The organism is Sporosarcina sp. Marseille-Q4063, from assembly GCF_018309085.1.
GTDB lineage: Bacteria > Bacillota > Bacilli > Bacillales_A > Planococcaceae > Sporosarcina.
Genome location: NZ_CP070502.1, coordinates 583,073 through 595,886, shown reverse-complemented (window position 1 = coordinate 595,886; position 12,814 = coordinate 583,073). Strand labels below are relative to the sequence as shown.

General features: G+C 39.0%; 16 protein-coding genes and 2 tRNA genes. 15 read left to right on the top strand and 3 right to left on the bottom strand.

The window, feature by feature from the left end; all coding sequences use genetic code 11:
- Positions 1–3 precede the first annotated feature (3 nt).
- From sdhA to JSQ81_RS02965, 14 genes are all read left to right on the top strand, one after another.
- The gene (gene sdhA, locus JSQ81_RS03030) at positions 4–1,758 is read left to right on the top strand and encodes a succinate dehydrogenase flavoprotein subunit (RefSeq protein ID WP_212606263.1); all 1,755 of its coding nucleotides are present in this window, start codon (positions 4–6) and stop codon (positions 1,756–1,758) included.
- Between the two features lie 4 nt (positions 1,759–1,762).
- Positions 1,763–2,569: a succinate dehydrogenase iron-sulfur subunit gene (gene sdhB / locus JSQ81_RS03025; protein WP_212606262.1), complete on the top strand. Its 807-nt coding sequence runs from the start codon at positions 1,763–1,765 to the stop codon at positions 2,567–2,569.
- A gap of 298 nt (positions 2,570–2,867) precedes the next feature.
- Positions 2,868–4,130 (top strand): RNA-guided endonuclease IscB, encoded by a 1,263-nt coding sequence (gene iscB / locus JSQ81_RS03020; RefSeq protein WP_212606261.1) that lies wholly within the window; start codon positions 2,868–2,870, stop codon positions 4,128–4,130.
- A 54-nt stretch (positions 4,131–4,184) separates the two neighbouring features.
- The gene (locus JSQ81_RS03015) at positions 4,185–4,628 is read left to right on the top strand and encodes an acyl-CoA thioesterase (protein WP_212606260.1); all 444 of its coding nucleotides are present in this window, start codon (positions 4,185–4,187) and stop codon (positions 4,626–4,628) included.
- Between the two features lie 72 nt (positions 4,629–4,700).
- Positions 4,701–4,925, top strand: a complete 225-nt coding sequence (locus JSQ81_RS03010) for a helix-turn-helix domain-containing protein (protein WP_212606259.1) — start codon at positions 4,701–4,703, stop codon at positions 4,923–4,925.
- Positions 4,926–5,045: 120 nt separating this feature from the next.
- Positions 5,046–5,447, top strand: coding sequence for a MarR family winged helix-turn-helix transcriptional regulator (locus tag JSQ81_RS03005; protein WP_212607526.1), 402 nt, complete (start codon positions 5,046–5,048; stop codon positions 5,445–5,447).
- 15 nt (positions 5,448–5,462) lie between these two features.
- Positions 5,463–6,257 (top strand): glutamate racemase, encoded by a 795-nt coding sequence (gene racE, locus JSQ81_RS03000; RefSeq protein WP_212606258.1) that lies wholly within the window; start codon positions 5,463–5,465, stop codon positions 6,255–6,257.
- A 94-nt stretch (positions 6,258–6,351) separates the two neighbouring features.
- The gene (gene rph, locus JSQ81_RS02995) at positions 6,352–7,113 is read left to right on the top strand and encodes a ribonuclease PH (RefSeq protein ID WP_212606257.1); all 762 of its coding nucleotides are present in this window, start codon (positions 6,352–6,354) and stop codon (positions 7,111–7,113) included.
- Positions 7,110–7,718: an XTP/dITP diphosphatase gene (locus tag JSQ81_RS02990; protein ID WP_212606256.1), complete on the top strand. Its 609-nt coding sequence runs from the start codon at positions 7,110–7,112 to the stop codon at positions 7,716–7,718. The genes rph and JSQ81_RS02990 overlap by 4 nt, the downstream gene beginning before the upstream one ends.
- A complete protein-coding gene (locus JSQ81_RS02985; protein ID WP_212606255.1) occupies positions 7,719–8,213 on the top strand; it encodes a metallophosphoesterase in 495 nt (164 codons plus the stop codon).
- A gap of 75 nt (positions 8,214–8,288) precedes the next feature.
- A tRNA-Arg gene (locus JSQ81_RS02980) sits at positions 8,289–8,362 on the top strand.
- 238 nt (positions 8,363–8,600) lie between these two features.
- Positions 8,601–8,674 (top strand) — tRNA-Arg (locus JSQ81_RS02975).
- 221 nt (positions 8,675–8,895) lie between these two features.
- Positions 8,896–9,045, top strand: coding sequence for a hypothetical protein (locus tag JSQ81_RS02970; protein WP_212606254.1), 150 nt, complete (start codon positions 8,896–8,898; stop codon positions 9,043–9,045).
- A 375-nt stretch (positions 9,046–9,420) separates the two neighbouring features.
- Complete coding sequence (locus tag JSQ81_RS02965; RefSeq protein ID WP_249336619.1) at positions 9,421–10,029, top strand: M15 family metallopeptidase; 609 nt, start codon at positions 9,421–9,423, stop codon at positions 10,027–10,029.
- A gap of 140 nt (positions 10,030–10,169) precedes the next feature.
- Here the strand turns inward: JSQ81_RS02965 and JSQ81_RS02960 are convergent, their stop codons facing one another.
- The 3 genes from JSQ81_RS02960 to JSQ81_RS02950 form a co-directional block, all read right to left on the bottom strand.
- Entirely contained in the window at positions 10,170–10,361 is a 192-nt protein-coding gene (locus JSQ81_RS02960) for a hypothetical protein (protein ID WP_212606253.1), read from the bottom strand.
- A 50-nt stretch (positions 10,362–10,411) separates the two neighbouring features.
- Positions 10,412–10,648 (bottom strand): hypothetical protein, encoded by a 237-nt coding sequence (locus tag JSQ81_RS02955; protein ID WP_212606252.1) that lies wholly within the window; start codon positions 10,646–10,648, stop codon positions 10,412–10,414.
- Positions 10,649–10,738: 90 nt separating this feature from the next.
- A complete protein-coding gene (locus JSQ81_RS02950) occupies positions 10,739–11,293 on the bottom strand; it encodes a DUF6241 domain-containing protein (protein ID WP_212606251.1) in 555 nt (184 codons plus the stop codon).
- 508 nt (positions 11,294–11,801) lie between these two features.
- Between JSQ81_RS02950 and JSQ81_RS02945 the strand changes: the two genes are divergently transcribed.
- On the top strand, positions 11,802–12,467 hold the full coding sequence (locus JSQ81_RS02945; RefSeq protein WP_212606250.1) for a hypothetical protein: 666 nt from the start codon (positions 11,802–11,804) through the stop codon (positions 12,465–12,467).
- The last annotated feature ends 347 nt before the right edge of the window (positions 12,468–12,814 follow it).

Here is a 12,814-nt window from a genome sequence, read left to right as displayed (position 1 = left end):
TTAATGGCAAAAGGCAGAATGATTGTTGTCGGCGGAGGTCTGGCAGGCTTGATGGCAACAATCAAAGCAGCAGAAGAAGGCGTCTCAGTTGACCTGTTTTCACTTGTTCCGGTTAAGCGCTCTCACTCCGTATGTGCTCAAGGCGGCATAAACGGTGCAGTTAATACGAAAGGGGAAGGTGATTCACCTTCAATCCATTTCGACGACACTGTTTACGGAGGAGACTTTTTAGCGAACCAACCACCTGTAAAAGCGATGACAGACGCAGCTCCAGAAATTATTCACTTAATGGACCGGATGGGTGTTATGTTCAACCGTACATCTGAAGGATTGCTAGATTTCAGACGTTTCGGCGGAACGCTTCATCACCGTACTGCATTCGCAGGCGCAACAACGGGACAACAACTTTTATATGCATTAGATGAACAAGTTCGACGTTTTGAAGTCGAAGGACTTGTGCAAAAGTATGAAAACTGGGAATTCCTTGGTGTAATTCTCGACGATGAAGGTGTATGTCGCGGAATTAAAGCACAAAATATGCACACGATGGAGATCCACGCATTTAAAGGCGACTCTGTTATCATGGCAACTGGCGGACCGGGAATTATTTTCGGAAAGTCGACGAACTCAGTTATTAATACAGGTTCAGCGGCATCTATCGTTTATCAACAAGGTGCACATTACGCAAACGGCGAGTTTATCCAAATTCACCCGACTGCGATTCCTGGAGACGACAAGCTTCGTCTTATGAGTGAATCCGCGCGCGGTGAAGGTGGACGTGTTTGGACATACAAAGACGGCAAACCTTGGTACTTCTTGGAAGAGAAATATCCGGCATACGGTAACCTCGTTCCACGTGATGTTGCAACACGTGAAATCTTTGATGTTTGTGTCAATCAAAAGCTCGGAATTAACGGAGAAAACATGGTTTACCTAGATCTATCTCATAAGGATCCAAAAGAGCTAGACATTAAACTTGGTGGAATCATCGAAATCTATGAGAAATTTACTGGTGACGATCCACGTAAACTTCCAATGAAAATTTTCCCGGCTGTTCACTATTCAATGGGCGGTCTATGGGTTGATTATGATCAGCATACGAATATTCCTGGATTATTTGCTGCCGGCGAATGTGATTATTCACAACACGGTGCAAACCGTCTAGGTGCTAACTCTCTCCTATCCGCTATTTACGGTGGAATGGTTGCGGGACCTAATGCTGTGAAATACATGAAAAGCCTTAAGAAGACAGCTGAAGAAATTCCTTCATCGGTATTCGATTTGGCTGTTAAAGATGAGCAACAGAAGTGGGACGACACACTTAAAATGGACGGAACGGAAAACGCTTACGTTCTGCACAGAGAACTTGGCGAGTGGATGACGAATAACGTTACTGTCGTTCGTTACAATGATCGTTTAGAACAGACTGATGCGAAAATTCTTGAGCTTCTTGAAAGATATGAAAACATCAATATTACTGATACTCAACAATGGTCAAACCAAGGTGCGACGTTCACACGACAGCTTAAAAACATGTTATACTTAGCACGAGTGATCACTATCGGGGCGCTACAACGTAATGAAAGTCGCGGTGCGCATTATAAACCGGATTTCCCTGAACGTGATGACAAGAACTTCATGAAAACTACGATGGCGAAATTTGATGGAAAGTCAGCACCAATTATTCACTATGAAGATATTGACGTTTCCTTAATCCCGCCACGTAAGCGCGATTATTCTGCGGCGAAAGGAGATTGACATAATGAGCGAACAAAATACTGCCGTACAAGAACGTACAGAGCAGGTAGCGCAAAAAACTGTCCGATTTGAAATTCATCGTCAAGATACAGCTGATTCAAAACCTTACTGGGAAAGCTTTGAAATTGAATATAGACCTAACATGAACGTTATTTCGGGTTTAATGGAAATTCAACGTAATCCGGTAAATGCTGAAGGCAAGAAAACGACGCCTGTCAGTTGGGAAATGGTTTGTCTTGAAGAAGTTTGCGGAGCTTGTTCAATGGTCATCAACGGCCGTCCACGTCAATCGTGTACTGCTTTAGTTGATCAGTTCGAACAGCCGATAAAACTTGAACCGATGAGAACATTTCCAGTCGTACGCGACCTTGTCGTAGACCGGAATGTCATGTTTGATTCTTTGAAGAAGATTAAAGCATGGGTTCCGATCGATGGTACGTATGATCTTGGTGAAGGACCTCGTATGCCTGAGCGCAAGCGTCAATGGGCTTATGAACTTTCAAAATGTATGACATGCGGCGTATGTCTAGAAGCATGTCCAAACGTTAACGATCAAACGAACTTTATCGGTCCAGCACTTCTTTCACAAGTTCGTCTGTTCAATACGCATCCAACTGGTGCGATGAACAAAGATGAAAGACTAGAAGCATTGATGAGTGACGGTGGAATTGCAGAATGCGGGAACTCGCAAAACTGTGTTGTTTCTTGTCCTAAAGGAATTCCGCTTACAACTTCAATTGCAGCTATGAACCGTGCAACATCCGTTCAAATGTTCAAAAACTTCTTCGGAAGCGACCATATGGTAGACTAAATATTAATAAAATCCTACTCCGCTAACTTTAGTGTAGTAGGATTTTTTTGAATGTTATTCATTATTATGGAATAGTCAATAACCCATCACTAAAGTGACGGGCTTGTATGGGCCCGATATTGACTAGTCTCAGTTTTAAACTACGTTGGTTTGGTTATGACACCTTTTGGTGCATGTTCTAGCCATCCGCTCTGTCGTCTGTGATTAAAAGTCCTCTTGGGTGGGGACGGTGTTACAGATGTAAAAAGCCATTCCAACATTGACGAAGAACAATTTACTCTGAAAGGAGATACACGCTATGCTCGTGTATGTTTTAAATAAGCACAGCGAACCATTGATGCCGTGCAATCCACGTAAAGCCCGATTGCTTCTAAAAGAAAAGAAAGCAAAAGTCGTAAAACGTACGCCATTTACAATCCAACTTTTGTATGCATCCTCTGGCTATAAACAGGTTGTTTCTTTAGGTGTCGATGCAGGAACAAAGCATATTGGTCTTTCTGCAACAACTGAAAAAAACGTGTTATTCGAAGCTGAAGTTTTGTTACGGACAGATATTGTTGACTTGCTATCGAGCCGTAGAAGCCTTCGTTCAGCAAGAAGAAATAGAAAGACACGCTACCGAAAACCGCGGTATTTAAATCGAAAGAAACCAAGTGGCTGGTTAGCGCCATCCGTCCAACATAAAGTAGCTAGCCATATTAAAATGATCAACAAAATGTATCAAATTCTTCCGATTAAACGGTTGACGATTGAAGTAGCTCAATTTGACACTCAGCTATTAAAGAATCCGGATATTAGGGGAGTTGAATATCAGCAAGGTGAACAAATGGGGTTTTGGAATACAAGAGAGTATGTATTGTTCCGAGACAAGCACACTTGCGGGCGTTGTAAAGGAAAGAGCAAAGACAAGATTTTAACAGTGCATCATATGGAAAGTCGTCGAATAGGCGGGGACAGCCCGACTAATTTAATTACACTCTGTAAAATCTGTCACACCTATATTCACAAGCACAACTTGGAAGATACAATGGTGCGAACTGTTCCACCTTTGCGAGATGCAACGCAAATGACCGTGATGCGTTGGTTTATTTACAATGGCATAAAGGAACTTTATCCAGAAGTCCAATTAACATACGGATACAAAACAAAGCGCACTCGTATTGAAAATAAATTAAAAAAGACACATATGGTAGACGCACGTTGTATTAGTGGAAACCCCTTAGCAACTCCACTGACTTCTACTTATTTGTACAAGCAGGTTCGTCAGAATAATCGGCAGCTACATAAGATGTCGATTGCTAAAGGCGGTTATCGTAAAGCTAATAAAGCTGAAAGGTTCGTCAAAGGCTTTCAGTTATTCGACAAAGTGACCTATGACTGCGTAGAATGCTTTATTTTCGGAAGACGTAAAACTGGATACTTCGATTTAAGAAAATTAGATGGCACAATTATACACAGGAGTGCAAGTTTCAAAAAGTTAAATTTAGTAGGAAAAGCCAGTACACTGCTTGTTGAAATCCAAAATAGAAGGGAAGTGCAGGCTTGCTCCTCTCACGACTGAAGTCACGAGTCTTCGCAAGCCCAAATACACGATGAACGAAAAGGGGTTTTTGGAATGAGAGCTAATTATATCGAGGATTATAATACTTGGGCAGAGGAATTTAAATTTTCAGCGTCTTTAACAGTTCGTTTTTCAGATATTGATCTATACGGAATTGTTAATAATTCTGTGACGATTTCGTATATGGAGTTTGCGCGAATTGAATATTTTAAACATATTGGACTGATGAGTGATTGGTTGAATCCAGAAGGCGAGAAGATTCCTGTCGTAGCCGATGTCCAATGCGATTATTTAAAGCCGATTACATATAATGAAAATCTTAGAATCTTTGTAAAGCCGAATTCAATCAGAAATTCTTCTGTTGATCTCCATTACATGGCGAAAAACGAGAATGATGAAATTTTATTTACTGGACGCGGAACTTTAGTCCAGATTAATCGCCAAAGTGGAAAAGGAACGCCGTGGTCTGAAAAAGAAAAGTCGCTTTTTGTCGGTTGATTGGGTTAGAGCCGTCACGACATTGTCCTTCCTCACATATTTTAAAGTGAAAGTGGATAGGAGGGGCGCGTCTTGACAGATGAACCAAAACACCGCTCGTTACTAACGGGCAGAGAGCGAGAAATCTTTAATTTGCTCATCAATGACTTGACGACAAAAGATATCGCAGGACGGCTCGGTATTAGCGAAAAGACTGTTCGAAATCACATTTCCAACACCATTCAGAAGCTTGGGGTTTCGGGTAGAGCGCAGGCGATTATCGAGCTATTAAGGCTAGGAGAATTGCATTTGCGCTAAAATAAGTTGCCATACCGGGGGAAAAAGGCGACAATAGAAGTAGTAATTGTTATCAGGGAGTTGGTTAACTTGGCGGAACGGACGACATCAAAGAAGCATGATGTAATTGAAGTAGCGCATATGGAAAAAGAACTTAGATATATTGCTGCGATTATCAAACATAGCGGCCGTAAAATACTAAAAAACTATACGATTACACCTCCGCAATTTATTGCGTTGCAATGGCTTTTCGAACACGGAGATATGACAATAGGCGACTTGTCGAATAAGATGTATCTTGCCTTCAGCACGACGACAGACCTCGTAGATCGCATGGAGAAAAACAATCTTGTGAAACGAGTGCGAGATGAAAAAGATCGCCGCGTTGTCAGAATACATCTTTTAGATGAAGGAAAACGTGTTATTGAGGAAGTTATTGATAAGAGATGTGATTATTTAAATTCGGTGTTGTCCAATTTTGAAGAAGATGAAGTTAAACAATTCTCTAACCTGTTAACAAAACTGCACAAAGAGATGAAGTAGGATTGAGGGATTAAAGTGGAAGGACCAATCGGAATTATCGATTCGGGTGTCGGCGGACTTACCGTCGTCAAAGAATTACGAAGCAGATTGCCTAATGAATCAATCATCTACATTGGAGATGATAAACGTTGTCCTTATGGGCCGCGACCTGCTGAAGAAGTCCGGCAGTTTACGATTGAAATGGCGTCTGCACTTTCAAAAATGGGTATTAAAATGCTCGTTATTGCTTGCAATACAGCAACAGCGGTCGCACTGGATGACATCCGTGAATTATTCAATTTTCCGGTTGTCGGTGTAATTGTTCCAGGCGCTCGTGCTGCAGTGACAGCTTCAACAACAGGGAAAATTGCCGTTCTTGGAACGCTGGGAACGATTAAGAGCGGTGCTTATAGTATGGAAATTGCACGCCAATCCCCATCTGCAACGGTTTTCCCACTTGCATGTCCGGAGTTTGTTCCTCTTGTCGAAAGTGGTCAATATAAATCTGACCATGCAAGTACCATTGTCGACCGAACACTGAGTAATTTAGCTGGAAAAGATTTTGATGCAGCCATTTTAGGTTGTACGCATTATCCACTCCTTGAAGACCATATTAAAAAGAGTCTTCCAGCGAAAGTTAAAGTTATTTCTTCGGCGGTTGAAACCGTGCATGATATAGAACGAGAATTAATTGAAAGAAATATTTTAAATGAAACAAACCAATCTGTTGAACCAATATTTTATACGACGGGTTTACGAACGGCTTTTCATGATATTGTTCGTGATTGGCTATTCATAGAAAATCCTGATGTACGACATTTAACCTTATAAAACCCGGGATGTCCATTTTTGGATGTCCGGGTTTTTGCATTGATGAATTAGGTTATGGTAAAGATAAGATTATTTAAATAATGGAGGCTATTTAATGACAAGACATGATGGAAGAAATGCTGAGGAACTAAGACCGGTAACAATCGAAACAGATTACTTAATTCATCCAGAAGGTTCGGTGCTTATCACTGTTGGAAACACAAAGGTGATTTGTACGGCTACGATAGAAAACCGCGTGCCGCACTTCCTACGCGGAAGCGGGAAAGGATGGGTCACAGCAGAGTATTCCATGTTGCCGCGTGCTACAGGGCAGCGAACGCAACGTGAGGCTACACGTGGCAAGCTAGGCGGTAGAACAATGGAAATCCAAAGGTTGATTGGACGAGCCATGCGAACTGTGATTGATCTCGATGCAATCGGCGAACGTACAATTTGGATTGACTGCGATGTCATTCAAGCTGACGGCGGGACAAGAACTGCTTCAATTACAGGCGCTTTTGTGGCGATGACGATTGCAGCAGCTAAACTTCATGAAGAAAAAGAATTGAGCAAGTTTCCGATTACCCAGTATTTAGCAGCGACGAGTGTCGGGAAGTCAATGGAGGACGAGCTTATTCTAGACTTAGATTACGTTGAAGACTCTTCTGCCGCTGTCGATATGAACGTCGTCATGACAGGTGCTGGGGCTTTTGTGGAATTGCAGGGAACAGGCGAGGAAGCGACATTTACAAAAGATGAGATGAATGGTCTTGTGTCACTCGCGGAAAAAGGGATTGCAGAACTGATCGGTTATCAGAAAGACGCACTCGGAACAATTGCAGAGTTGGTTGGCAAAGGGGAAGGTGAAACTTTATGAAAGAAGTAATTATCGCGACGAACAATGCCGGAAAAGGGAAAGACTTTGAAGCATTGTTTACCCCGCTTGGAATAAAGGTATTAACATTAAATGATATTGAACAAAAAATAGATGTTGAAGAAACCGGTAAGACCTTTGAAGAAAATGCGATATTAAAAGCGGAAGAAGTTTCTAAACTTCTCGGTAAAACTGTAATAGCAGATGACAGCGGGCTTGAAATCGATGCGCTCGGAGGGGCTCCTGGCGTCTATTCAGCGCGCTATGCTGGACCTGGTAGCACAGACGACAAAAACATTGATAAAGCATTAGGCGAGCTCGCTGGCGTGAATGAGGCTGAACGCACTGCAAGATTCCGTTGCGTACTTGCAATCGCCGGACCAGGTATTGAAACCGAAACATTTTCCGGAAGTTGCGAAGGCTCAATTTTAAATGAACGACAAGGGACTAATGGATTCGGTTATGATCCAATTTTTTATGTGCCAAGTAAAAAACGTTCTATGGCAGAATTATCGCCGGAAGAAAAAGGGTTGATTTCACACCGAGGAGATGCGCTTGCAAAACTTCGCGAGAAATTGCCACAATTAATACAGAAAGTTGGTTTATAAATGAAAATAATAGTTATGAGTGATAATCATGGAGACAAAGAAACGGTAAAAGCCGTTTCTTCATTGCCGGCAGAGGCATATTTCCACTGCGGGGATAGCGAGTTGTCTTACGACGATGAAACATTGGTTTCGATGTTTCGAGTTGGCGGAAATTGCGATGTAGATTCGAAATATCCTGGTGAAGTCGTGACTACAATTAAAGGAAAAAAGATTCTTGCGGTTCACGGCCATGAACATAATGTGAAAAGTTCATTGATGGAATTGTATTACCGCGCAAAGGAAAAAGATGCCGATATAGTATTATTTGGCCATTCTCATTTATACGGCGCAGAAATGAAAGATGGAATATTATTTATTAATCCGGGCAGCACGATGTTGCCAAGAGGCGGTAATCCCGCTACATACGCGGTTTTAGAGTGGGATGAAACCCCAATTGTCACCTTTAAAAACATGGATCATACAGTGGTTGAATCAATCGAAATAAAAAATGTTTAAAATTAGTGTTGACTTTCCATTTTGTCCTGCCTATAATAGAACTTGTCGCAACAATACCAAATGTTGCTAAGACATGTCTCAGTAGCTCAGCTGGATAGAGCAACAGCCTTCTAAGCTGTGGGTCGGGGGTTCGAATCCCTCCTGGGACGTATAGGTTTAAAATGAGAAATATTAGCTGGTTAGAAAAGCGCTTGGACATTGGTTATACAATGTTCAAGCGCTTTTTGTTTTAACGATTAAAAATGCTATATTTTTATTACAATATTGTTGAGAATATTGTAAATTGATATAAATTTATTAAAAGCTTCAAAGAACTTAATGAATGTGTTATCATAATTTGTAGTCAGATTTTGGTCCATTAACATTATTTGACCAAATCAAGTACTTGTCTCAGTAGCTCAGTTGGATAGAGCAACAGCCTTCTAAGCTGTGGGTCGGGGGTTCGAATCCCTCCTGGGACGTATCATGTAAAGCCTGTAGACGTAATGTTTACAAGGCTTTTCTGTTTTTAAAATAACTATTATTTAAAAACAGCTGATGTCCCATCCGGAGGGAAACATGCCAAAGAGGAATCCTGATTAAGTTTCTTTAGTTGCAAGGTTAGCAGTACTAATAAGGTTTACTTCAGTAAAATATTTGTTGAATAGATTCTCTTTAAAGACAAGAAAAGTAGGTGAACAAAGTGGGGAAATATCAATTGGATAACAAAGGTAAGGTAGCTGTGACAAAGTATCATGAAAAAAACAAGCCTACCAAATTTGATAAAAAGCAGCAACTTGAAAAAATACGTGCGGAGTATTTGAAGAGGAAGCAAAAACAAACAGATAAATAAAAGGAAGATATATCTTCGAAATTATCAAGAATAGACCAATGGCAAAAGGCTATTTTAAAATTAGTAACGGTAGAACACTTGTTTAAGTGTTTAATATATTGTAATTTGAATATTTAAAGAGGATTAAAGTAAAATAATTCTTTTATTTAGCGAGATAGAGCAATCTATCTCATTTTTATATTGAGATAGGGGCGGTATCCGAAACTTACACACCAAAATTGATTTTGACATTGAAACGACATAGCCGTATTTTTACTAGTATGGTTGTTTGCCTTTTTGAAACTAAATTCGTGCAGTTTTTGTCCTATTCATGTTAAATTAAACATAGATTTTGTCGGAAATCATTAATCATTAAGAAGGAGTGGATAACAACTTGTGAAGAAGCTACTAAAAATATTGCTGTTATTCCTCTGTGCATTTGTCGCCTATCAATCTTTCTTATTCATGAAGGGAAATCCTGGATCATCGGAGCAGGTGGAATACGAAGTAAATGTAGAGACTCTACCAACTGAACTACACCCCATTGTAGCTGAGAAAGTAGGGATTTTAATAGAAAAAACAGCAGAACAAAAGATTAAAATCCTGATTACGGATGATTACCGTTCTTATGAGGAGCAAGACAAGCTTTATGATAAGGGAAGAAGAACTTCAGGAAAAGTAGTTACTCATGCGGTGGGAGGCGAATCTTTTCACAACTTTGGCCTTGCAGTCGATTTTGCTCTCCAGCTTGAGAATGGTAATGTGATTTGGGATATTGAATATGATGGAAACAGAAATGGTCAATCAGACTGGTTTGAGGTTGCAGAAATTGCAAAGGAGTTGGGCTTTCAATGGGGAGGAGACTGGCGCGGCTTCAAAGATTATCCTCATCTTCAGATGGATTTTGACTTAACCATTAACGATTTGCAAGAAGGAAAACGTCCCAAAATAACTCAGCGAATATCAGAGGGCACAGAAAAACGTTCGGTTTTTAAGGAATCTTGATAGCAATACCAAAAATAGACGACTTTAAAATTCGAAAATTTAATTTTGAGTCCTTTTTTTAATTTTAAGGGGCTATTTTCTCATTAAGAACACGCTAAGTCACAAACCAACCATTTTAGCGATGTCCATGATCTTGTGTTTCATTCTACAGCTCGTTCATCATCAATATATTCATTCCCAGTAAGCATGGCAATGTCTTGGTCAAAAGCTTTTGAATGTGGGGAGAAATACACTTGATATTGTGGATTGTTGCGATTCCTAGCAGTGTATTCCAAATCATGACCAAGCTTCACGAGTTCAACCATTAAACTCTTTTTATAAATTAATTTCATTCCTATTTGTATTCCTCCTTGAGATTTCAATCAACGAACTTTTACGTCCGTCAGATTCCATACTTCAATAACTCCACATTAATTTCTTCAATCCACTTTGGTTCACTCACGCTAGATCCATACCAATTAGAAATGTTTTCAACAATCACATGATAACTGCTTTTCATGATGGGAACCAAATCAGTTGTATTATCATAAATGGAGTATTCTCCTGTCACCTCGTTAAAAGCAATCTCATCTATCACTCTCAAAGCTTTGTCTTGATTTATATCGAATACAAATTTCATAGTTCAACATCTCCTGTTTATCTGTTAATTCAATCTTAATACATATAAAGCACGATGGGAACTAATAAACAAATATAAAAGTAACGTCAATTAATCTGACGTTACATCAATTACTTCAATATTAAAATACTTTTTTATAAACTCTTTTTCTTCTTCAAAAGTTAAAACCCCTGTAGCTCGTCCAACATTCCCTCCTTGAAGCGTCCATATTGCATTGTGGTCTTTGTCCGCTCGAGAGAAATCGTTGTTTGCCCAGCGATTGAGAATATCTAAATACAATTCATCATTATCGTAGCTCGATTTGTTCATTTCAACAACTTCAATTAAACGTTCTACTCGCTCTTGAGTCATGGGAAGGAAACCCCATTTGTCAGCTGCACGGACTTTTTGATGAGACATTCCATGAATTGCATTTCGAACTTGATACTCTTCCATAAGAGATATGAATTCAATCTCTATTGGTTCTTTTCTTTTTTCTTCAATTTCAATTACTGGTACAGCTGGAGCTCCATGATTAGTAATTTTGCTTTTTTCTTTAATTGTTACATTGTCTTTCTTCGTTTCATTGAAATATCCTATACTTATTGTTATAAGTACCAGTGCAATAATCCCCGATGCTATTAGCACTGTTTTTTTATTTTTCACCTTATTTCACCTCTTATTGATTGTATCAAACTAAAATTGGCTGACAACTAAAAAAACGTACCATTTCTGGGCACGCTCAACTTATATTTTATATTCGGACCAATCTTTCAGAAGAGTTCTCATGCGTTCAGAAGGGATATATCAGTTCATTGGTTCATCATTTCATTGACGCTAAATATTGATAAGTCACTATATGCTGTTCTCTGATTGCTCTTTCAATTTATGCAATTTATTAAATAAATCGTTTTTCGGTGAAACCAGTAATTTTTCGGAGATCTTTGGCTGGATACGTTTTCTTAGTGCTGTGCTCCATGAAATTGTATATCTTGTTATCGGTGCTATTTACAACTACGGTGAAGAATTCGAAAGTTCCATTTTTAGCTACGCAACCAGTTAAAAAAATATCTATCGAAATTGAAAGGTGTTCCACTATCTATTTCTAACGATGTCCCCAAATAATCACCTCAGATGATACACTTTAGTTTATAATTGCGTTTGGGGTGGTTAAATGACTGAGTGGATATCAGTAGTTATAAATATATTGCTCTTAACAATTGCTGTGGGGACGGCTGTATATGCAAGTAGAGCTTTATTAATGGAATACTCGTCACAAGTTATTGTCAGTAGAATTAGGACCAGCATTAACATTTATGAATATTATCCTTTTTCTTGGGAAGCAGAATTAAAAAATGTTGGTAAAGGTTATGTTGTTAAAGCCTTTATCCTTTTATCAATTCCGTCAAGGAAATCCAAGTGGAAAAAACAGTACTTCTTATCAAAACCTATTGTGGGGTTAAAACCAAGCGAACATAGAATAATGAGGTTAACACTAAAAGAAGAACACATCGAAAAAACTAATCAAGACTCTCGTAAGGAAAAAGTAGAAATTTTATATCAGGATGCTATGAATAATATTTATATAGTGTCTCCTGGAATGTTAGTTGCCGGAAAGACGAATCAACATTTACAGAGTTTTGATAAATTGCCTAGTAAAATGAGTAAGTTCTGGATTAGATATTGGATTTACAAAAGGAAAATAAGTAAGGCTATAAAACAAGAAAATTCATTTCCGGAGAGGTTAGATTTTGAAATAAAAACAAAACAAGCAGAATATCAGAAGCTATTTAAAGACGTTAAGTTTGAACCAAAGAACTATAAAGACGCCAAATCATAAGGTGTCTTTTTATTATGTTTGAAAGGGGGAAGTTCAGGTTATTGTTTGGCCAGGATGATAATTTTATTAGTATTTTAAGCAAAGAAACAGAGCTTGTTGATAAGTGATTTAAGGATTACCAAAACCACATAATCGATGTGCTTTTTGGATTTAACGGCTGACATCATATGCGGTTTTTCATTGGCCATGAGGAGTGAAAATTTATCGGGGAAACAATTAATTTTTAAAGCTATGATTTATATTGGATCTAAGTGGGTATATAACGAATCATTTGCTCCATCCTAAATAGACACATAATTTTGGTGGTCTGTATTTTGAGGTTCTTAATAAGCAACTATTTAACTAAA

Coding starts and splice junctions, on each gene's coding strand:
- iscB (WP_212606261.1), top strand. CDS start 2,868: ATGCTCGTGTATGTTTTAAATAAGCACAGCGAACCATTGATGCCGTGC.
- JSQ81_RS03015 (WP_212606260.1), top strand. CDS start 4,185: ATGAGAGCTAATTATATCGAGGATTATAATACTTGGGCAGAGGAATTT.
- sdhB (WP_212606262.1), top strand. CDS start 1,763: ATGAGCGAACAAAATACTGCCGTACAAGAACGTACAGAGCAGGTAGCG.
- JSQ81_RS02990 (WP_212606256.1), top strand. CDS start 7,110: ATGAAAGAAGTAATTATCGCGACGAACAATGCCGGAAAAGGGAAAGAC.
- sdhA (WP_212606263.1), top strand. CDS start 4: ATGGCAAAAGGCAGAATGATTGTTGTCGGCGGAGGTCTGGCAGGCTTG.
- rph (WP_212606257.1), top strand. CDS start 6,352: ATGACAAGACATGATGGAAGAAATGCTGAGGAACTAAGACCGGTAACA.
- JSQ81_RS02985 (WP_212606255.1), top strand. CDS start 7,719: ATGAAAATAATAGTTATGAGTGATAATCATGGAGACAAAGAAACGGTA.
- JSQ81_RS03005 (WP_212607526.1), top strand. CDS start 5,046: ATGGAAAAAGAACTTAGATATATTGCTGCGATTATCAAACATAGCGGC.
- JSQ81_RS02945 (WP_212606250.1), top strand. CDS start 11,802: ATGACTGAGTGGATATCAGTAGTTATAAATATATTGCTCTTAACAATT.
- JSQ81_RS02960 (WP_212606253.1), bottom strand. CDS start 10,361: ATGAAATTAATTTATAAAAAGAGTTTAATGGTTGAACTCGTGAAGCTT.
- JSQ81_RS02955 (WP_212606252.1), bottom strand. CDS start 10,648: ATGAAATTTGTATTCGATATAAATCAAGACAAAGCTTTGAGAGTGATA.